Raw genomic sequence first — 20783 nt, 5'->3', positions numbered from 1 at the left:
AAAATGTGTCCAAGATATTCCACGTCATATTTTGTGGCTATCCTAAATGGTAATGGAAGGATGTTATGATTCATCAGAGCTATTTGAAAAGCTATTGTACATTCGGATATGATAATGTGGGAAAAGAAAGGATCAAGGGTAAATTGCCTGAACCCATGGAATGAGAGGGGAGAGGGGCAGGAATGGTAACAGTTTGGGAAAAAATGGAGTGTGGACTTACTAAAGTTAATATGTCCTCATTAAATTAAAAACAGCCACATGTTCCCAGATATACTGGTAACACATGGCTAATGAATAATATGGATGGTTTCAAGTCAAAATTAAAACGCCCAATCCCCATTACGGAAGACAGGTTCCGAAGAGCCGTCCTGTTTGATGCCGTCGATGTTCATCTTCTCTGAACCGATCATGAAATCAACATGTGTAAGGCTTTCGTTCAGACCATTTTCTGCAAGCTCTTCTGGACTCATGTTTTTTCCACCTTCGATACAGAACGCATAGGAGCTGCCGATAGCGAGATGGTTAGACGCGTTTTCATCGAATAAGGTATTGAAAAATAACACGTTCGATTGGGAAATCGGTGAATTGAAAGGAACAAGTGCCACTTCACCAAGATAGTGTGAACCTTCATCCGTTTCAACCAATTGTTTCAGGATTTCTTCGCCTTCTTCAGCTTTTACTTCAATGATTCGTCCTTCTTTAAAGGTCACGGAAAAATTGTTAATGATGTTGCCGCCATAACTAAGGGGTTTCGTACTGGAAACCGTGCCGTTAACACCTGTTTTCAAAGGAACCGTAAACACTTCTTCGGTTGGCATGTTAGCCATGAATTCATGACCCTGAACGTTAACGCTTCCTGCTCCGACCCAAAGGTGCTTGTCGGGTAACTCGATTGTCAAGTCAGTTCCAGGAGCCGTGTAATGCAATTTTTGGTAATGCTTATCATTTAAATAATCTACCTTTTCATGCAGGGTATCATCGTGTTTTTTCCAGGCTTCGACGGAATTCTTCACATCAACACGAACTGCTTTGAAAATGGCTTCCCATAGCATATCAACGCGTTTTCCTTCTGCCTCTTCAGGGAATACTTTATCAGCCCAAGCCTTTGAAGGGACGGCGACTATGGACCAGCTTACTTTATCCGATTGCATATATTGACGCCATTTTTTCAGTGCAGTCCCAGATGCTTTTTGGAAGTTAGCAATCCTTTCAGGTTTTACATTTTTCAATAGGTCAGGGCTTGAAGAGATGACGGATAGATAAGCAGCTCCGCTTTCTGCAAGTTCGATCGTTTCTTCTGCGCGCCACTTTGGATACTCGTTAAACACTTCATCCGGAGCCAGTTCATATTTGGTACGTGAAACGGTATCGTCATTCCAATTAACGATGACATTACGCGCACCGCTTTCATAAGCTTTTTTTACAATGAGACGGACAAGTTCAGCGCCCTCTAATGTAGTGTTAACGACTAAGGTTTGATCTTGTTGGATATTAACGCCGACTTTAACGGCAAGTTCTGCATATTTTTCTAAATTCGCTTGAAAATCACTCATCATTTCAAAACTCCTTTTCCATTTTCTACATTTATAATTGTACTTATTGTGATTTAAAAAAGAAACTTTTTACGTCGTCCTGAGGAAAAACTTAAACCTAAAATCAATAAAGGAGCTCTTCATAATCAGGAAGAAGCTGAATTCAGGGGATCATTTGTACATCATGGTCCACATAACAATCCCCATTTATTTCACTTATGAGAAACTCTAGCACGATCCACCGGGAGTGACTATCGCATGAACACATACACCGGCACCAGCTCTTCCGTTTACCTTTATTCCTATCATTCATTCTACCAAAGCTAAAGAGGGAAAGACTATTGAAAAGGTTTGAATAATCTAAAGAATTCAATTAATTAAACTGGTGAATCCACTTAAAGAAAGAGGGTCCCTTTTTGAGACCCTCTTTCTAAATAAGTATTCAGAAAATCATTTACTTAAATTGATCCAGACGCTTTTCACTTCTGAATAGTTGTCCAGTGCATAAGATCCCATTTCGCGACCGATTCCGGATTGTTTGTATCCGCCGAAAGGGGAAGCTGCATCGAATGCATTGTAGCAGTTCACCCATACTGTGCCTGCACGAAGTTTTCCTGCAACATAATGGGCATTGGCTAAATCGCTTGTCCATAAGCCAGCAGCCAATCCATATTCACTGGCATTTGCACGGTCAATGACATCGTCTAAATCTTCATATGGCATTGCGGCAATGACCGGCCCGAAAATCTCTTCTCTGGCAATGGTCATTTTCTCTTCAACCCCAGCGAATATTGTAGGGGATACAAAGTAGCCTTGTTCACTCGGTTTATTGCCGCCGACGAGAACTTCCGCACCCTCGCTTTTCCCTTTTTCAATATAGCCCATTACCCGATTTTGCTGCTCCTGGGAAACAAGCGGTCCAATTTGTGTGCTTGGATCTAAACCTACCCCTTGTTTGATGTTTTTGGCATGGCTGGCCATATCGGCAACAACATTGTCATAATGTTTCTTTTGAATGTAAACCCTGGATCCTGCGCAACATACCTGTCCTTGATTAAACATGACCCCATTCAAAGCTCCAGGGATGGCTTTTGAGAAATCAGCATCTGGCAGAATGATGTTTGGAGATTTTCCTCCAAGTTCCAATGTGACCCGTTTCAATGAATACGAAGCGGAACGCATGATTGATTTTCCAACCTCGGTCGAACCGGTAAATGCAATTTTATTTACCTGAGGATGGTCGACAAGTGCTTGTCCAGCTGTTTCACCAAAACCAGGAACGATATTGACGACTCCATCCGGGAACCCGGCTTCAGCGAATAATTCAGCCAAGTATAGGGCGGATAGGGGTGTTTGCTCAGCTGGCTTCAAAATGACTGTACAGCCTGTGGCAAGTGCCGCTCCAAGCTTCCACATCGCCATAAGAAGCGGGAAGTTCCAAGGGATGATTTGGCCAACAACACCAACGGCCTCGTGTTTTGTGTAGTTAAAATAGTTTCCGCTTACCGGAATGGTCTGTCCAACGATCTTGGTGGACCAGCCAGCAAAATATCTCATATGTTCAATAGCTAAAGGAATGTCAGCGTTGGTAGTTTCACTGATTGGTTTTCCATTATCCAAAGTTTCTAATTGAGCGAGTTCAGTTTTATTTTCTTCCATTAAATCTGCTAGTTTGTACATTAGCCTACTGCGGGTAGCTGCGCTCATTCTTGACCAAGGTCCTTCATCGAATGCTTTGCGTGCGGCTTTAACGGCTAAGTCAATATCTTCTTTATCTGCTTCATATACATCGGCAAGTTTTTGTCCTGTAGCAGGATTTGGTGTGGAGAAGGTCTTTTTTGAAGCACTTTCTACAAACTGACCATTAATAAAAAGTTTCTTTGGTCCTGTTAAAAATTTTTGCAGCTTTCCACTTACTTCTAACGTTAGATTTGTCATAAGTACCCTCCTGAATATAATAATTATCTTGGGCAAAACATGATGACTTATTGATAACGCTATGATTTATGCCAACTTTTATAATAAATGAAAAAAAAGGAATATTCAATCTTTATTATTCGACATAATATTTCAAACTGATTCATTCACCATTTAAAAAAGGTGAAGTTTTTTGTCTTGACATGTGTAAATACTATAGCAAAAATGAAAGTTAATAGTTAAAATGAATAAGGATAAAATAACTAGAAGGTCTAAAAGTTTCAGGAGGATCATATGGGAAATAACGCTAAAACGATATCGCAGCGTAAATTACTTGGTGTTGCGGGTCTTGGATGGATGTTCGATGCACTAGATGTCGGCATGCTTTCTTTCATTATTGTTGCTTTGAAACAGGAATGGAGCTTAACCAGCGAGCAGGTTGGCTGGATTGGGAGCATTAACTCCATTGGGATGGCTGTTGGAGCTGTTGTCTTTGGAGCGATGGCTGACAGGGTCGGACGGAAGAATGTCTTTATCATTACATTATTATTGTTTTCAATCGCGAGTGGCCTGTCTGCAGCAGTCAGTACACTCAGTTTGTTTTTGATTTTGCGATTTTTGATTGGAATGGGACTAGGGGGAGAACTACCGGTTGCCTCGACATTGGTCTCTGAAAGTGTTGAAGCAAGTAAAAGGGGGAGAGTCGTCGTCCTTCTTGAAAGTTTTTGGGCAGTTGGCTGGATATTGGCAGCGCTCATTTCCTTTTTCGTCATTCCAGCTTATGGCTGGCGGATTGCATTGATATTAAGCGCCGTTCCCGCTTTATACGCGTTGTACCTGCGCTTGAAACTACCAGATTCACCTAAATATACGGAACTTGAAAAAAAACAGAGACCTACTGTATTGAATAATATGAAAAGTGTCTGGAAAAAGGAATATTCTCGCCAAACCCTCGTCTTGTGGATTCTATGGTTTTGCGTGGTCTTTTCATATTACGGGATGTTTTTATGGCTGCCAAGTGTCATGGTCCTAAAAGGGTTCAGTATGATTCAAAGCTTTGAATATGTTTTGATCATGACGCTTGCACAGTTACCAGGCTATTTTTCAGCTGCATGGCTGATAGAGAAGATGGGACGTAAATTCGTTTTGATCACATATTTGATTGGTACGGCCATCAGTGCTTTTTTCTTTGGTTCAGCAGATGGGTTAGTACCACTGATCGTATCGGGAATGTTCCTATCCTTCTTCAACTTAGGGGCATGGGGGGCGCTTTATGCGTATACTCCTGAGCAGTATCCAACCGCAGTTCGTGGTACAGGCGCTGGTTTAGCTGCCGGTATAGGCAGGATTGGCGGTGTCCTGGGGCCATTGCTTGTCGGGTATTTAGTTGCTGCAGGCACCTCGATTTCAACCATTTTCACTGTATTTACAATTGCTATTCTAGTGGGGGCTGCTGCCGTTGCTTTTGGGAAAGAAACTAAGAATACTGTTTTGACATAAACAAAAGGGAGGGGACTGAAATTCAGTCCCCTCCCTTTTGTTACTTAAAGTCTTTAATTATTTCTAAAAGGAATTCCGAGGCATTCTTCGGATTATCTGCATTCATGATGGCTGAAACGACTGCGGTACCCGCTAGCCCTCTATCAGAAAGTAAGGAAATATTATCAGCCGTAATACCTCCGATGGCTACGGCAGGAATTGAAACGCTGCGGCAAATTTCCTCCAAATCCCCAATTTCCATAAGGGTTGCATCTTGCTTCGTCTTTGTAGGGAAAACGGAACCAACCCCGATATAGTCCGCTCCATTTCGTTCGGCTCTCTGAGCTTCTTCCAGGGTGGAGACGGAGACACCGATAATCATATGGTCAGGAACCATTTGTTTGACGACAGGAAGTGGAAGGTCATCTTGCCCAATATGAATTCCGTCCGCTCCAACAGCAAGTGCTATATCCACCCGGTCATTAATGATAAGGGGAATGGACATTTCGTTCAGTAACTGTTTTAATGCAGCAGCTTTTTTATAAAAGGAGAGGGAGGAATTGTTTTTCTCTCGAAGTTGTACGATCGAGACTCCTCCTGAAACCGATTCTGCTATGATTTTGGTCAAATTTTCTATGGAGATCGATTCTTCTGTAACTAAATATAGGCTTAAATCAATTTGGGACTTCTTCATTTATTTTCACCTCATTCAGCCAAATTTCCTTATCCATTCTCGATATTGCATCGATTAATCGCACACGAAACGTTCCAGTTCCTTCATCTTTTTGAAGCTTTGCAGCAGCTAGTTCCCCTGAAATGCTCATGGTCGAGATCCCTGCAACTGCTGCAGAATAGAAATCGTCCGTAACTCCGGAAAAGGTGCCTATAAGAGCAGTGGCCATGCATCCCGTACCTGTAACATTAGTTAAAAGTAGATTCCCGTTATGGATAATAGACGTATTTTTCCCATCGCTGACAGCATCCATTGCTCCGCTGACTACGATAACACTATTTAGTTTATTTGCAGCGCATGCAGCCAGCTCTGCATTGCTAATCTGAAGTTCCCCTGAATCCACTCCGCGTGTAACGATATCCCCACCCATCAATCGAAGGATTTCACTAGCATTTCCGCGGATGATTTGGAAGGTAACCTTCTTCAGGAGCTCTGCGACTTTCTCTGTACGATAGGAGGTGGCACCAACTCCTACCGGGTCCAAAATAACCGGGATATTTTTGGCATTTGCCGCCTTACCGGCTATCTCCATTGCCTCCAAGGCTTTATCATCTATCGTACCGAAATTCAGGACCAATGCATCTGCTAAATTGACCATTTCCTCCACTTCTCTAGGGCTGGATGTCATTACAGGTGAACCACCGATGGCAAGAGTGGCGTTTGCACAGTCGTTGACCGTAACGAAGTTGGTGATTTGGTGAATGAGTGGTTTTCTTGCTCTTACCTTCCCGAACAAGTCAGCTGCTGAAACCTTCATATTAAGTCACTCCTTTCTTTTTTTGAAAACGAATGAAAATGGTGGACAGGTCCATGACCCTTACCGATTGAAAAGCTATTACGTATCGCTTCAGAAATGTAGGTTTTGGCCTGTTCAATCGACTCTTCCATTGATAGTCCATTTGCCAGGTTGGATGTAATGGCGGAAGATAGGGTACAACCTGTTCCATGTGTGTTTTTTGTATGAATGCGTTCTCCCTCGATCCAGTGGAAGTCCGTCCCATTATAAAAAAGATCGTTTGGATTACCTGCTGCATGGCCTCCTTTAAGTAAAACGGCTTTAGGCCCTAGTTCTTGTATGGACATGCATGCCTTGTAAAAATCTTGCTTCGTTCGAATCGACAAGCCAGTAAGAACTTCAGCTTCAGGTACATTAGGGGTTACAAGTGTTGCAATTGGAAGCAATTCGGTTTTTAGAGCAGTGACAGCCTTTTCGTCGAGCAAATGGTGGCCGCTTTTGGAAATCATGACAGGATCAAGGATAACGATGTCAGGTAAGAAGGTTTTAAGAGAAGCAGTGACTGTTTCCACAATTTCTTTTGAGCCTAGCATGCCTATTTTTACTGCATCTACATGAATATCTTCAAAAATAGCTGCGATTTGATCTGTGATGATAGCGGTTTCGATAGCCTGAACTGAACGCACTTCCATTGTGTTTTGTGCCGTTACGGCTGTAATGACAGACATGCCAAAAACCCCATGTGCAGAAAATGTTTTTAAATCTGCTTGTATTCCGGCACCGCCCCCTGAGTCAGAGCCTGCGATGGTTAATGCTGTTTTCATAAAAAAACCCCTTCATATAATTATTTTTGAATAGTATTTTTAGTAATATGAAAGCTAAAATGGCACCCGCAAAAGAACTAAGCATAAAAGCTGGCAAAAACCCAAAAAGGGCTGCTTTATCTCCCAAAATGAGAACCGCCAGTGGATAGCAAGCTAGGGACCCAAGAATCCCAGTTCCTATCACTTCCCCTAAACAAGCGAATTTTAAGCTTTGAGTTTTTCGATATAGAACGGCAGCCAAAAGTGCACCGATCATGCTGCCCGGAAAGGCGAAAATTGAACCGGTACCAGATATGTTTCTAATGATGGAAACTAAAAAAGCTTGTGTTACAGCATAAGCAGGTCCCAATAAAACGGCTGTCATGACATTTGCGAGATGCTGAATAGGAAAGATTTTTGCAAATCCGGCAGGGATGTATATAAAGGAACTGGTTAGAGTCGTGATGGCCGTGATCATGGCGGTCAGCGTCATTTTCTTGATTGGATTCATCATCATGTTAACGACCTACAGTGGCCAATCCTGCTCGTTTTGAACCATTTCCCAAAATAAATATTCATAGCGGGAAGTCACCAAAAAGTGCTTTTCTAATCTAAGAAGTTCATTTTCAGGCATGCCTTCGATTAATTCTTCCAACAAAGCAATCAGCCACTTGTGTGCTTCACCGAATTCAGGAGATGAATAGGATTTAATCCAATCGGCATAACGATTATTATCCAATGCTTCACCATTTTGTGCTTTTAATTTCAAACCGATTTCATAATAATCCCAAGCACATGGTAGGAGACAGGCGATCAGGTCTGCCAAAGTCCCATGCTGCGCGGCATTTAGCATGTAACCTGTATAGGCTAGCGTGGTTGGAGTTGGTTCTGTATTTTCTAATTCCTTTGAACTGATACCGAATTCCAAAGCATATTGTCGATGGATGTCCATTTCCACTTGAAGGGTTTCATTCAAGATACTCGCAAACTTTGCCATGGTTTCGACATTATGAGCTTTAATGACACCTAAGGCAAAGAGCTTGGAATAATCCATGAGATAGATATAGTCCTGCTTCAAGTAATAGGCAAATTTCTTTTCAGGAAGAGTGCCGTTGCCAATTGCCTGGACAAAAGGATGTGAATGGTTCCTTTTCCAAATTCCTTTTGCACGTTCGTGAAGTCTATCACTGAAGGTTCCTAATTTAGTATTCTCCATTGTTCATCCTCCTTTAGAATGGTCCCCTTTGCTTTAATCCAATAAAAAAACCCGCTCCTGAATAACGGAACGGGGTAGATGGATAAAGTCAGTGTACGGACGATATCATCCACTTCCCTCCGCCGGTATGAGCCGGTTCAGGTTCAAAGGGTCCGGAACAATTTCCATCTCAGTCTTAAAAAAGACTCCCCTAGTGGTGTGAATTGTATGTAATTACTGACATCATATCAGAAAGCGAAGAAAATGCAACCCGAATTTGCATGAAGAAACCATATATCGCCTTGAAATAAGGGAAAACAGGGCAATTGACTTTTGTTGATAATTGGGATAAAATCATGTCTACATCAATTATATATAAATAATTCTTATCCAGAGAGGTGGAGGGACTTGGCCCAACGAAACCTCGGCAGCAGACCCATTTTGGGAACTGTGCTACTTCCAACAAGCTAACGCTTGGAAGATAAGAAGAGCCGTACGGACACTGCAGCCTCTTCTTGAATTAGAAGGGGCTTTTATTTTTGTGAAATAACGTTTAGTGACATAATAGAAAAGGTATATATAATTTGGTGATAATGAAATCTGTTACATTTTAGCTCAATTTGAAGCAGGCTCTAAGATGAATAAGAAAGGAGCCATTTACATGGCAGAATTAATTAAGAGGATCGAACAGAGGAAGACATTGCTGATAGAAGCGTTATTGGCAAAGGGAGTATACAAAACCTCTGATGAAAGGCACCTTTATGATGCCCCGTTAAAAGTACTGGAAGATGAATATAAAATTGTTATAAATAGACCTAATAACGAGACACCTTCGGAATGGATGACATAGTAAACGATAGATTATCTTGGGATAAGGGATATTTGAAAGCATTCGCAGTGTAACAAGGGGTGAATGCTTTTTTATTTATGTCTATATAGAGGGATGTCACAAAAAATACATATATTAAGAAAAAAGTAGGCTTTTTGTCACATTTAACATACAAAATAACACATTTAAATTCCCAAAAATGGTTGATTTTAACTATAAGTTTCATTATAGTGATAAGTGTAAAAAAATTGAATTAATGGGAGGTGTGTATAGAATGCATTGTCGAAAGGTAACTGTTGAAAGAATAGAAGAGAAGAGACAGGAAATGATTAAATTGGCAGCAATTTATGGATTTACCAGTTTTCTAACTATTCAAGCAAGTCAAGAACTGGATACCCTGTTAAATGCATTAGCCAAGAAAAGAGAATCTGAATATTTCGCGCTTCAGAATGTTTATAAGCATTTTTAAACTCGCCGTTTGGGGTTAAGCTTCATAATAGACTCCTGCGTTTAAACTAAAAAAACTACTGCTGAAGGCAATAGCTTTTAAATAATTATATTTAAATATCGATACGTTTACCAAGAATGACCAAGTCCCGTTCAATGCCATCCAGCTCGGCAACTTGTGGTAAGTTTGCCCATTTTTCAAAACCAAATTTTGAAAAAAGCTTCAGGCTCGGTATATTGTGAGCAAATATGAAACCTAATAGAGTCTTCACCCCTAATTTTGGGCTCACTTCTATTGCCTTTTGAATCGAAGTTCGTCCAATTCCTTTTCCCCGGAAATAATCATCAATATAAATGCTGATCTCTGCCGTAGAATTATAGGCGGGCCGACCATAGAAAGATTGAAAGCTCATCCATCCTGCAGTTTTTCCTTCTATAGTAATGATATACAGCGGTCGACTTTCTGAGTTATGATTCTCAAACCATTCAATCCTCGATTGTACGGAAACAGGTTCCGTATCTGCAGTAACCATTCTTGAAGCAATTGTGGAATTATATATTTCTACAATTTTGGGTAAATCCGACCGTTCTGCTTCCCTAAACTCTATGTACTCGTCCATCATTTAAACTCCTATCTATCATATATTTTCAATATCCGGAATAAAGAGTCATCATCTCACAAATTATGAAGGAAAGGTGAGCGAAACCTAATCCATTGAAAGTTTTATATTATCATACACTTTTTACTCTTTATCTGACAATTTTTTTTATTGTTAATAATGCAGATTTTTGGGTATTTAAAAAATGAAATACTTCATAGTGAATATACAAAGGAGAAACACAAATGAAGAAAATGGCAGGTTTATTAATTATTGTACTAGGTATTTGTTTTGTTGCATATAAATTTCAAGCTTCCGAGTCGAAGGATGTGCAAAGGGTGATGGCTTTTGGAGATTCATTAACCTATGGAAAAGGTGATAAGGATGGGGAAGGCTATGTAGAGGGTCTGGAGGATGAATTGAATAATCCTGACTCCAAACAAAAAGTGACTTTTTGGAATTACGGTATAAAGGGACAGGAAACGGATGGTGTTATTAAACAGCTTGATGACTATCGCATTAACACGAAACTTGATAAAGCAAGTACTTTCATCGTTTATATTGGAACGAATGACTTTATCAATAGTAACGGTGGGAACTTGGAGAAAATAAGTGATTGTAAAATCGATAAGGGTAAACGGGAGTACATCAAGCACCTGAATAAAATTACCTCAACTCTAATGAAGGAAAACGATAAAGCGAATATACTAGTGGTAGGACTCTATAACCCATTTAAAGACAATCAAAAACTTGAAAAGCACATCCAGGACTATAACCAATCAATAAAGAGGATAGTGGAAAAGGATAAGAACATGATATACATTTCTACCAATGATCTTTTTGAAAATAAAAAGAAATCGGAGTATTTCAGTGATAAGATTCATCCGAATGAAAAAGGGTATCAGGTCATTACGAATCGGATTTTGGAAAGTTACGATTTCAAGTAATTCCATGAACAGAATTCTTTCTGTGTATTTGCCGCTTTTGCTAGTTCAATGATCTCCTCATCTGTATCAGTTTTTTCTTTTACGATGTTATCACGAATTCAACCAGTAAATAAATGGATAGTTAGTGGAGGTTCAAAGGAATCTCCTTTGTCACTGAGTTTTGGTTGTTTCTTCAAATTTCAGTGATCCGCTCTAAGGCGCAAAAAAGTATTATTATTTTACACATTCATATATAACATGGAATAATTAATGCAGACTAACCATGCCTAGAAAAGGGGATGCTAAAATGAATGAAAATGAAAAAATCAGAGAAGAACTGTTAAATACTGTTACCGGACTATCGGATGAACAGCTGAACGCCCATCCAGAAGAAGGCCGCTGGAGCATTGTACAGGTATTGGATCATTTATATTTAATGGAGAGGGCCATAACAAAAAGCATTGCCGATAAATTGCAAAGCGATGAGAGGATTCCTGCTGGAGATAAACCGATCGAGCTCACTTTAAATCGCGAAGTGAAGGTACAGGCCCCGCCATATGTCATTCCGTCAGAGTCATTTCAAACTTTGAATGAGGTTAAGGATAAGTTATCTGACTCCCGTAAAGCATTTCTACATGTCGTTGACCATGCAAAAGAAAATGATCTCGAACAAAAGTCTTTTCCCCACCTGCTGTTTAAAGAATTAAGCTTGAAGCAGTGGATTCCATTTGTGGGACTGCATGAAAAAAGACATTTAAAGCAAATAGAAGAATTGAAATCAAAGTTATAAAGGAAGAAAAACTCATCCGTCTTTGGTTGAGTTTTTCGCTTTCAGACAGTTATTCGTAAAGGAAGGATCATTCAGTGAATGTTAAATGGTTAAGGGCCTGTCTTGTATTGGGGTTATTCGGATTGTTGTTGGGACTCTTGATCAAGTTTATGCTGCCACCTGATCTAGATGATATCAAACTTACTGACGAGCTGCAGCCGATCGTTGCCGAAAAACAAGATGAACTCATTCAACAGGCTAATGCATTAGGCATCACGGTAATCATTACAGCAGGGTTCCGTTCTTTAGACGAGCAAAATGCACTCTATGAAAAAGGTCGTTTAACGAAGGGGAACATCGTAACAAATGCAAAAGGAGGGGAGTCGCTTCATAATTTCGGCTTGGCAATAGATTTTGCCCTCCTAAACAAACAGGGCGAGGCCATTTGGGATATGGAATATGACGGCAATGATAATGGGAAATCGGATTGGATGGAAGTCGTCACAATCGCTAAAGGGTTAGGTTTTGATTGGGGTGGGGATTGGGCAGGGTTTAAGGATTATCCTCATTTACAAATGACATTTGGTTTGAGCCTGCGAGAGCTGCAGCAAGGTAAGCAGCCAAATGGACAGTGAGTTAGGGGCTGCTTTATTTTATTTCGAATAAATATGACTGAAAGCAGGAAAATAAGCATGTGAATTGCTTTACAGGTAAGAATTCGATAAAGTGGACTAGTGATAAATAGACATAAAGGAGTGCAGTCACCATGGAAGAAATAAAAAATTGCCGGGACTCTTTGGTCATAAAAACAAGCCTTGTCCTCCCGCCTGATACAAATAATATTGGTACGATGTTCGGAGGCAAATTAATGGCATACATTGATGATGTAGCAGCTATTTCCGCCATGCGTCATGCGAGAAGCAACGTTGTTACGGCATCAACTGATTCTGTCGATTTCCTGCACCCTATTCACGAAGGAAATGCAGTTTGCCTGGAAAGCTTCGTGACTTATACGGGCAGAACATCAATGGAAATCATCGTAAAGGTGATTGCAGAGGATTTAGTTACAGGGGACCGGAATTTATGCGTCATTTCCTTTTTGACCTTTGTGGCCATAAATGAAGAAGGTAAACCAATACCGGTTCCACGTTTGGTTCCTGAAACAGAGATGGAAATGAACTTAAATGAATCGGCAAAACAACGGGCACAAGTAAGGAAAAAGAGAAGAGAAGAAACACAGTTCATTGCAAGTACCTTCGGTGTGAAACTGCCGTGGACCGATCAATCAAATCCAGGATTATATAAATAAGAGACGCACATTTCTTGTTTAATGAAAGAAACCGTACCAATTGAAGACCAAATTGTATTGTGATTTGGTCTTTTAATCTTGTCATGGTAAGTAAAATGGCTTGATGGATATTCTTATCAAAGACGGATGCTTGGCCAGTATTCGAACATTTACGTGAAAAGACGCTTGGTTACAGTCCAAGCGTCTTTACTTACTATATCCTTTATCATTCACTTCGTATTTAGTCATCGCTTGCTAAAATACCAAAGAAACGTAAGATGTTAATGAAAAGGTTAATGAAATCAAGATATAGATTCAAGGCCATGAGCGGCACTTCTTCAGCTGTTACTCCGTAATGCTTCATTCGATTGAAATCGTATAAAATATATCCACTGAAAACTAATATCCCAATAAATGAAAAGATCAGCATCGCGGTGGAGCTTAAAGGCGAGAAAATGTTAAAAATACTAATGACCACTAAAGCAAGCAAGGCCGCAAATAACATTCCTCCCAAGAAAGAAAGGTCCCTTTTGGTGGTTGTAGCATAAATGGCTAGACCGCCAAATACAACAGTCGTCGTAATACCGGCTAAGATAACCACATTAGCCCCTGCAGCTGCTAAGTAATGTGCAATTATCGGATAGGTGGTAATTCCTGAAATAAATGTAAAGCTATACAAGAATGTGTAACCGATCGCTTTTTTCCTCCGCATGATGAATGCTCCGATCAACATGGCGATTTCGAGGATCGCTAAGGGAAGAAACAAAGATGGCGGAACAATAGTGCCTAGTGCCATCCCTAATACGGATACTGCAAGAGATAAAGCGAACGTCCGCATGACGGAGGGCATATATGTTTGTACAGTTTGAGAATACATTCAATCACCTCATCATTTATTTTATACCGTTTTCTACGAATTAGTTTTAAAAAGGTTTCATTGCCTGTAATGAAATAAAGGTGTTTTTTTCTAAGTCTTGAAATATATATGAAAGAAATATTTATTTATGTTTATCCTACCTTCGAACTAATTTTTCTGAAATATTAAAATATTTGATCAGTTTTTATATTAATTGCAGAGGGAGCAACAAGTTCAATTGGTTCATGCAAAGAGTGTTTTTTAATATCTTAAAATATTAAATTTAAAAATATTTATTCTATGCATTTTTTATGACTGCATAACTTTACTGTATAACAGTTATAAAGGAAACGATTTTTTATATCAGAAAATTATTCCTAAAGTTATAAAAAATGAAATAAATGTAATTAATTTGCATAAAAACTATTGTGTAAATGTTAAAAATTGATTAAAATCTTAACTAATTATCAGAAGATTAATTATTTTCCCGATAAAATAGTTTAGGGGGAGCAAGGATGAATAAAGCTATATTGCAAATAGAAAACTTAACTACCTCTTTTCGAATCCGGAACAAATATCATGCAGCGGTGGATGATGTTTCGTTTACGGTGAATGAAAATGAAATTGTAGCCGTTGTTGGAGAATCAGGTTGTGGAAAGAGTGCATTGGCCTTATCTATCATGCAATTACACAATAAACAAAGGACCAAATCCGAAGGAACCATAAAGTATAAAGATCAAAATCTACTAACGTTGAATGAAACGCAAATGAATAAGGTCCGGGGGAAGGAAATGGGGATGATATTCCAGGAACCTTTAACGGCTTTGAACCCACTAATGACAATCGGAAAACAAATCGAGGAAAATCTCGATTATCATACTGACCTTTCCGGGGATGAAAAAAAGAAAAGGACGATCGGACTTTTAACACAAGTAGGAATTCCTTATCCTGAGCGGACTTACAAGCAATATCCCCATGAGCTCTCGGGTGGCATGAGGCAAAGGGCAATGATATCGATTGCCATTGCTTGCAATCCAGCCCTGGTCATTGCCGATGAACCAACAACAGCCCTGGATGTAACGATTCAAGCGCAAATTCTTGATTTGCTGAAAGATATCCAAAGCAGGACTAAAATGGGGATTATTCTAATTACACATGATCTGAGCGTCGTAGCAGAAGTCGCTGACAGGATTGTTGTCATGTATGCAGGTCAGGTAGTGGAAACGGGAAGTGTTAAAGAGATTTTCAACAATCCGCTGCATCCATACACGAGGTCGTTATTAAATTCAATTCCTTCAGCTACAAGTGAGAAAAATCGTTTACATGTTATTGAGGGAATCGTTCCATCAATCGCAAAAATGGATAGGGTTGGATGCCGTTTCCAAGATAGGATCCCATGGATTCCTAAACATGCTCATGAGGAGAGGCCTCAACTTCATGAAGTGGGCAAGGAACATTTTGTACGTTGTACCTGCTATAAAGAATTTTATTTCCAAGCTGAAGGAGATGCATTGACCCATGACATTACTCAAAGTAGATAATTTAAAAGTGCATTTTCCAATAAGGGGCGGTTTTTTCCGAAGTGTGGTCGATCATGTAAAGGCCGTGGATGGTGTTTCCTTTGAGTTGCAACAAGGGGAAACGTATGGTCTGGTCGGGGAATCAGGAAGCGGGAAGTCAACGACTGGTAAGGCAGTTGTCAAGCTGAATGATGTGACATCGGGACAAATCCTGTTTGAAGGCAGGGATTTAGCAGCTTTAAGTAGAAAAGAGATTAAACCATTCAGAAAAGATATCCAAATGATTTTCCAAGACCCATATTCATCATTGAATCCAAAGAAAAGGGTGCTGGACATCATAGCTGAACCGTTGAGGAACTTTGAACGGTTATCACCTGCAGAGGAAAAGAAAATCGTTCAGGACTTCTTGGACAAAGTTGGACTTAGTCCAGAATCGATTCACAAGTATCCACATGAATTTTCGGGAGGGCAGCGCCAGCGGATTGGGATTGCCAGATCATTGACATTGAAACCTAAACTGATCATTGCCGATGAACCAGTATCAGCCCTTGATGTTTCCGTTCAAGCGCAGGTATTGAATTTTCTCCAGGATCTTCAAGCTGAGTTCAATTTGACTTATTTATTTGTAGGACATGATCTAGGCGTAATCAGGCATATGTGTGATCGGATGGGTGTTATGTATCGAGGAAGATTAGTAGAGGAAGGCAGAAGTGATGAAATCTATGAAAATCCCCAACATATATATACGAAACGACTGATTGCCGCCATTCCTGATTTAGAGCCTGAAGTTCGTGGGGATAAGGTAAAGCTTAGGAAAAAACTTACGGCAGAATATGAGTCTTCCTATTCAAAATTTTTCGATGAGAATGGACGTGCTTACGATTTGAAGCCAATCTCATCAACACATAGAGTCGCATTACTATAAGGAGGTGGAAAGAATATGTGGAAGTTTATCCTCAGACGTTTATTAGTTATGATCCCACAGCTCTTTTTATTGAGCATCATCGTTTTCATGATGGCAAAAGCAATGCCTGGAGATGCCTTATCAGGCCAGGAAATCAATCCTAGGGCAAATCCTGCCGAACTTGATAGGATCAGGGAAGAGCTGGGTTTGAATGACCCTTGGTATCAACAATATTTAAGGTGGGCATCCAATGCTGTACAGGGGGACTTCGGTATTTCCTATACACATAAAACACCTGTTATGGATGTTATCGAAGACAGGCTTTGGAACACGGTGTTCCTGGCGTTGGTCACTCTGATCTTTACATATATGCTTGCTATTCCATTAGGCATACTCAGTGGTAGGTATAACGATACCTGGGTGGATAAAACCGTTACAGGATATAGTTATGTAGGGTTTGGCACACCGATTTTCATCTTTGCGTTAATCATGTTATTCATTTTCGGCTTTGCCCTGGATTGGTTTCCCTCTGGTGGCAGTGTCGATTCAAAAGTGGATGAAGGAACATTCGCCTATGTTGTTAGTAAGATCAATCATTTGATTCTACCAGCTTTAAGTACAGCGTTAATTGCAACAACAAGTACGATCCAATACTTACGAAATGAAATCATCGATAATAAAATCAAGGATTTCGTAAGAACTGCGCGTTCAAAGGGAGTACCTGAATCAAAAGTATATTCACGTCATATTCTTAGAAATTCCTTTTTACCGATAGCAGCATTTTTGGGGTATGAAATTACTGGATTGATCGGGGGCGCTGTCATAATCGAGACCATTTTCAGTTATCCGGGACTTGGGCAGCTTTTCCTTAGTTCAGTCAGTCTGCGGGATTTCAGCGTTGTCACGGCTATCGTCATGATGACGGGATTTGCCACTCTGCTTGGCACTCTTCTTTCAGACATCATACTTAGTGCGGTCGATCCGCGCATACGGATAGAATAGGGGCGGGGTGAGTCGTATGGAAATGAAAGTAGAAACCGGAAAGAACATACAAGTGAAAGATGTGAGCCCTTCAGGAATGAAAATCATTTGGCAGGAAATCAAAAAGGATAAACTTGCCATGGGCTCATTGATTATATTAGTGGCTATATTGGTTTTCGTTTACGGTGCCTCATTCTTCATGGATGCCAAGGAAATTGCTAAGGTCGATTTCCTCTCCATTTATTTGGAACCATCTTCAGACTATTGGCTCGGTACCGATTATGGTGGACGGGATGTATTCGGTCAATTGATCATCGGTACAAGGAACTCATTCACGATCAGTTTGTTCATCACCTTATTCACGGCAATCATCGGTTTAACATTAGGGCTTCTATCTGGTTACTTTGGCGGGGCCACCGATAATGTGATCATGCGTATTATCGATTTCGTGATTGCCCTTCCGCAAATGATGTTCATCATTGTTGTAGTCACGATTGTACCAGTCTTCAACGTATATGTTTTCATCATGATCATGACGCTGTTTTTATGGACAGGAAAGGCACGGCTGATTCGTTCAAAAGCTTTATCAGAGCGTGAGTTGGACTATATCCATGCCTCAAAGACACTTGGGACGCCTCATTGGAAAATCATTCTTTTTCAGCTTCTGCCCAATGTCAGTTCACTGATCATCGTTAACTTTATTTTGAACCTCGCAGGCAATATTGGCCTAGAATCCAGTTTGACTTTCTTAGGATTCGGTCTTCCAGAGAGCACACCGAGTTTAGGGACGCTCATCAGTTATGCTCGTAATCCAGATGTTCTGGAAAACAAGTGGTGGATATGGGTACCCGCATCACTCATGATATTAGTGTTGATGCTGAGTATAAATTTCGTTGGTCAAGCGTTAAAACGCGCCGCCGATGCAAGACAAAGAAGAGGATAAAAAAAGGGGAGTGTATGATTTGAAGATCAAAAGCTATAGTAAGGTATTAAGTGCATTGGCCATTTCGTCTCTACTGCTTGCAGCATGTTCGGATGATACGGAGAAATCGTCAACGAAAGAGAAAAAAGGGAAAGCTGTCGAACAGGTCGATGCTTCTAAATTCCCGACAAAGACAACTAATCAAGGAGAGCCGATCAAAGGCGGCCACCTGACATATGGATTGGTATCAGATACCCCGTTTGAAGGGATATTAAACAAAGTTTTCTATCAAGGAGAACCGGATAACCAAGTTATCACATTCTTTGATGAAGATCTATTGGATACAGATGAAAACTATGTGTTCACGAATGATGGTGCCGCTACTTATGAGATTTCAGATGATCATAAAACGGTGACGCTGACGATTAAGGATAATGTAAACTGGCATGATGGGAAACCTGTGACAGGTGAGGATTTAGAATATGCATATCTTGTCATGGGAAGCAAGGATTACAAAGGTGTACGCTATGATGAACAAATGGCTTTAATCGAAGGTATGGAAGAGTATCATGAAGGCAAAGCGGATAGCATTTCAGGCATTAAGGTGGACGGAAAGAAAATCATTTTCACATTCAAGAAAGCGAATCCTTCCGTTACGACTGGATTGTGGACATACCCGCTTCATAAAGAATACTTAAAAGATGTTCCTATAGCAGATTTGGAATCTTCGGATAAAATCCGTAAAAATCCGATTGGTTTTGGACCATTTAAAGTGAAGAAAATCGTTCAAGGGGAAGCGGTCGAATTTGAAGCGAATAAGGATTATTACCGCGGTGAACCTAAATTGGACAGTATCACATTGAAAGTCGTGAATCCGTCAGTCGTCGTTAAGTCACTTGAAAATGGTGACCTCGATGTAGCCGAGGTCTTGGCTGAGCAATATGATCAGGCTAAGGAATTGGATAATATCGAGTTATTGGGGAAAGTTGAATTGGCTTATTCCTATATTGGTTTCAATTTCGGCTACTATGATAAAGAAAAAGAAGAAAATATTATGGATGAGAATCCTAAATTCGGTGACAAACGCCTTCGTCAGGCGATGGCATATGCCATCAATAATGAAGAAGTGGGCGAAAAGATGTACAAGGGCCTTCGTTTCCCTGCCAACTCGGTCATTACACCAAACTTCAAATATAACAATAAAGATGTAAAAGCCTATGAATATGATCCTGAAAAAGCAAAAAAACTTTTGGATGAAGCAGGATTTGTGGATACAAATAAAGATGGCATTCGTGAAGATGCGGATGGGAAAGAGTTTAAAATCAATTTTGCTTCCATGAGCGGTTCCGATGTTTCCGAGCCGCTTGCAAGGTATTATATCCAACAATGGGAACAAGTAGGTTTGGACGTTGAATTGCAGGATGGTAGGCTGCATGAGTTCAATTCATTCTACGACCTATTGAAAAAGGATAATGATAAAGTGGATGTTTATTCAGCTGCATGGGGAGTCGCTTCTGATCCGGATCCATCAGGTCTATGGGCTAGGTCTGCGGAATTTAACTATACTCGCTGGGTGAATGATAAAAATGATGAGCTTCTGGCGAAAGGGATTTCAGAGGAAGCATTTGATGATCAATATCGGATCGATACGTATAATGAGTGGCAAGAATTGATCCATGAAGAGGTTCCAGTCATTCCGACATTATTCCGTTATCAATTGGCGGGAGTGAATGAACGGGTTACGGGTTATGATTACCTTGCAGGTCGCCAATATCAATGGCATAATGTGGGCGTAACCAAATAATATTATTGAATGATTTCAATCGGCTGCCTGTATAGGTGGCCGATTTTTTGCATTTCAAAGGTGTGGTTTAAGGCTATATACATAATAGTAAGTAATTGGAAGGGTGATGTGGTTGGAAGTGAGAAATCCTAATGAAACAAAGAGAGAGTTAGAAATATTGTTTACTGAATCGATTGGTCGATTGCTGAAACCTCTTGAAGAGGAAATCATTGCAGACATTGTAGCCTATCCAGACGAAAAGAGAATTGCCTTCTTGGAATATATGAAGGAAATGTCCAACAACCAAAGACAGTTAAAGTAAATTGAACGTTCGTCATGGAGGAGGTTTCTTTATGAGTAGTGAAGAAATGAGCAGATATAAGGTATGGCGTGAAAAGTGGAAAAGGAATATGGAGAATGAGGCGTAATATGGAATTTCAACATAAGTTATGGCCATCATACCTGTTCTGGCCCATATGAGATAATTCAATCAAAGGACCGTCTTTTGGCGGTCCTTTGTATGTTAAAAGTTGGCATGAAAAGATATAATAAACAAAAGAGGAA

22 protein-coding genes and 2 riboswitches are annotated in these 20783 nt (G+C 40.2%); of the genes, 13 read left to right on the top strand and 9 right to left on the bottom strand.

The genetic code is table 11. From position 1 onward, the window contains the following. Positions 1-320: 320 nt before the first annotated feature. Both LQ203_RS10290 and LQ203_RS10285 read right to left on the bottom strand, forming a co-directional pair. Positions 321-1553 carry an aminopeptidase gene (locus LQ203_RS10290; RefSeq protein WP_230157712.1) on the bottom strand — a complete coding sequence of 411 codons (1233 nt, stop codon included), beginning with the start codon at positions 1551-1553 and terminating at the stop codon, positions 321-323. Positions 1554-1982: 429 nt separating this feature from the next. Next, positions 1983-3470 (bottom strand): aldehyde dehydrogenase family protein, encoded by a 1488-nt coding sequence (locus tag LQ203_RS10285; RefSeq protein ID WP_230157710.1) that lies wholly within the window; start codon positions 3468-3470, stop codon positions 1983-1985. Positions 3471-3743: 273 nt separating this feature from the next. Here LQ203_RS10285 and LQ203_RS10280 point away from each other — a divergent pair, with 273 nt between their 5' ends. After that, complete coding sequence (locus tag LQ203_RS10280; RefSeq protein ID WP_230157709.1) at positions 3744-4949, top strand: MFS transporter; 1206 nt, start codon at positions 3744-3746, stop codon at positions 4947-4949. 40 nt (positions 4950-4989) lie between these two features. On the opposite strand, the gene thiE is transcribed toward LQ203_RS10280, so the two are convergent. From thiE to tenA, 5 genes are read right to left on the bottom strand one after another with little or no spacing between them, the layout of a single operon-like run. Next, the gene (gene thiE, locus LQ203_RS10275; protein ID WP_230157707.1) at positions 4990-5622 is read right to left on the bottom strand and encodes a thiamine phosphate synthase; all 633 of its coding nucleotides are present in this window, start codon (positions 5620-5622) and stop codon (positions 4990-4992) included. Further along, a complete protein-coding gene (gene thiM, locus LQ203_RS10270) occupies positions 5603-6418 on the bottom strand; it encodes a hydroxyethylthiazole kinase (RefSeq protein ID WP_230157705.1) in 816 nt (271 codons plus the stop codon). Before thiM ends, thiE begins: the two co-directional genes overlap by 20 nt. Next, positions 6415-7221 (bottom strand): bifunctional hydroxymethylpyrimidine kinase/phosphomethylpyrimidine kinase, encoded by an 807-nt coding sequence (thiD, locus tag LQ203_RS10265; protein WP_230157696.1) that lies wholly within the window; start codon positions 7219-7221, stop codon positions 6415-6417. The genes thiM and thiD overlap by 4 nt, the downstream gene beginning before the upstream one ends. Next, entirely contained in the window at positions 7190-7711 is a 522-nt protein-coding gene (gene thiW / locus LQ203_RS10260; protein WP_230157877.1) for an energy coupling factor transporter S component ThiW, read from the bottom strand. The genes thiD and thiW overlap by 32 nt, the downstream gene beginning before the upstream one ends. Before the next feature lie 15 nt (positions 7712-7726). Next, on the bottom strand, positions 7727-8416 hold the full coding sequence (gene tenA, locus LQ203_RS10255; RefSeq protein ID WP_230157694.1) for a thiaminase II: 690 nt from the start codon (positions 8414-8416) through the stop codon (positions 7727-7729). 97 nt (positions 8417-8513) lie between these two features. Further along, positions 8514-8618: riboswitch (TPP riboswitch) on the bottom strand. A 160-nt stretch (positions 8619-8778) separates the two neighbouring features. Then, positions 8779-8883: riboswitch (SAM riboswitch) on the top strand. A 149-nt stretch (positions 8884-9032) separates the two neighbouring features. Here tenA and LQ203_RS10250 point away from each other — a divergent pair. Continuing rightward, on the top strand, positions 9033-9245 hold the full coding sequence (locus tag LQ203_RS10250) for a Fur-regulated basic protein FbpA (protein WP_230157687.1): 213 nt from the start codon (positions 9033-9035) through the stop codon (positions 9243-9245). A 253-nt stretch (positions 9246-9498) separates the two neighbouring features. Then, on the top strand, positions 9499-9693 hold the full coding sequence (locus LQ203_RS10245; protein ID WP_230157685.1) for an aspartyl-phosphate phosphatase Spo0E family protein: 195 nt from the start codon (positions 9499-9501) through the stop codon (positions 9691-9693). Positions 9694-9784: 91 nt separating this feature from the next. Here LQ203_RS10245 and LQ203_RS10240 read toward each other — a convergent pair whose 3' ends face one another. Beyond that, complete coding sequence (locus LQ203_RS10240; RefSeq protein WP_230157683.1) at positions 9785-10291, bottom strand: GNAT family N-acetyltransferase; 507 nt, start codon at positions 10289-10291, stop codon at positions 9785-9787. A gap of 224 nt (positions 10292-10515) precedes the next feature. On the opposite strand from LQ203_RS10240, the gene LQ203_RS10235 reads away from it, so the two are divergent. From LQ203_RS10235 to LQ203_RS10220, 4 genes are all read left to right on the top strand, one after another. Continuing rightward, the gene (locus LQ203_RS10235; RefSeq protein ID WP_230157681.1) at positions 10516-11217 is read left to right on the top strand and encodes an SGNH/GDSL hydrolase family protein; all 702 of its coding nucleotides are present in this window, start codon (positions 10516-10518) and stop codon (positions 11215-11217) included. 262 nt (positions 11218-11479) lie between these two features. Then, positions 11480-11986 (top strand): DinB family protein, encoded by a 507-nt coding sequence (locus LQ203_RS10230; RefSeq protein ID WP_290370564.1) that lies wholly within the window; start codon positions 11480-11482, stop codon positions 11984-11986. Positions 11987-12135: 149 nt separating this feature from the next. Then, positions 12136-12600: a M15 family metallopeptidase gene (locus tag LQ203_RS10225; protein WP_230157875.1), complete on the top strand. Its 465-nt coding sequence runs from the start codon at positions 12136-12138 to the stop codon at positions 12598-12600. Between the two features lie 131 nt (positions 12601-12731). Continuing rightward, positions 12732-13274: an acyl-CoA thioesterase gene (locus LQ203_RS10220; RefSeq protein WP_230157678.1), complete on the top strand. Its 543-nt coding sequence runs from the start codon at positions 12732-12734 to the stop codon at positions 13272-13274. 220 nt (positions 13275-13494) lie between these two features. Here LQ203_RS10220 and LQ203_RS10215 read toward each other — a convergent pair whose 3' ends face one another. Further along, positions 13495-14130, bottom strand: coding sequence for a Bax inhibitor-1/YccA family protein (locus LQ203_RS10215; protein ID WP_230157677.1), 636 nt, complete (start codon positions 14128-14130; stop codon positions 13495-13497). A 494-nt stretch (positions 14131-14624) separates the two neighbouring features. On the opposite strand from LQ203_RS10215, the gene LQ203_RS10210 reads away from it, so the two are divergent. From LQ203_RS10210 to LQ203_RS10185, 6 genes are all read left to right on the top strand, one after another. After that, positions 14625-15650, top strand: coding sequence for an ABC transporter ATP-binding protein (locus LQ203_RS10210; protein ID WP_230157676.1), 1026 nt, complete (start codon positions 14625-14627; stop codon positions 15648-15650). Beyond that, the gene (locus tag LQ203_RS10205; protein WP_230157675.1) at positions 15628-16554 is read left to right on the top strand and encodes an ATP-binding cassette domain-containing protein; all 927 of its coding nucleotides are present in this window, start codon (positions 15628-15630) and stop codon (positions 16552-16554) included. Before LQ203_RS10210 ends, LQ203_RS10205 begins: the two co-directional genes overlap by 23 nt. A 15-nt stretch (positions 16555-16569) precedes the next feature. Then, positions 16570-17535 carry an oligopeptide ABC transporter permease gene (gene opp4B, locus LQ203_RS10200; protein ID WP_230157674.1) on the top strand — a complete coding sequence of 322 codons (966 nt, stop codon included), beginning with the start codon at positions 16570-16572 and terminating at the stop codon, positions 17533-17535. Between the two features lie 16 nt (positions 17536-17551). Beyond that, positions 17552-18457: an ABC transporter permease gene (locus tag LQ203_RS10195; RefSeq protein WP_230157672.1), complete on the top strand. Its 906-nt coding sequence runs from the start codon at positions 17552-17554 to the stop codon at positions 18455-18457. Positions 18458-18476: 19 nt separating this feature from the next. Further along, positions 18477-20240, top strand: a complete 1764-nt coding sequence (opp4A, locus tag LQ203_RS10190) for an oligopeptide ABC transporter substrate-binding protein (protein ID WP_230157670.1) — start codon at positions 18477-18479, stop codon at positions 20238-20240. 112 nt (positions 20241-20352) lie between these two features. Beyond that, the gene (locus tag LQ203_RS10185) at positions 20353-20541 is read left to right on the top strand and encodes a hypothetical protein (protein WP_230157668.1); all 189 of its coding nucleotides are present in this window, start codon (positions 20353-20355) and stop codon (positions 20539-20541) included. The last annotated feature ends 242 nt before the right edge of the window (positions 20542-20783 follow it).

The sequence above is a fragment of the Peribacillus sp. Bi96 genome (assembly GCF_918698115.1).
Lineage (GTDB): Bacteria > Bacillota > Bacilli > Bacillales > DSM-1321 > Peribacillus.
This window is presented reverse-complemented; position numbering and strand designations above follow the sequence as displayed.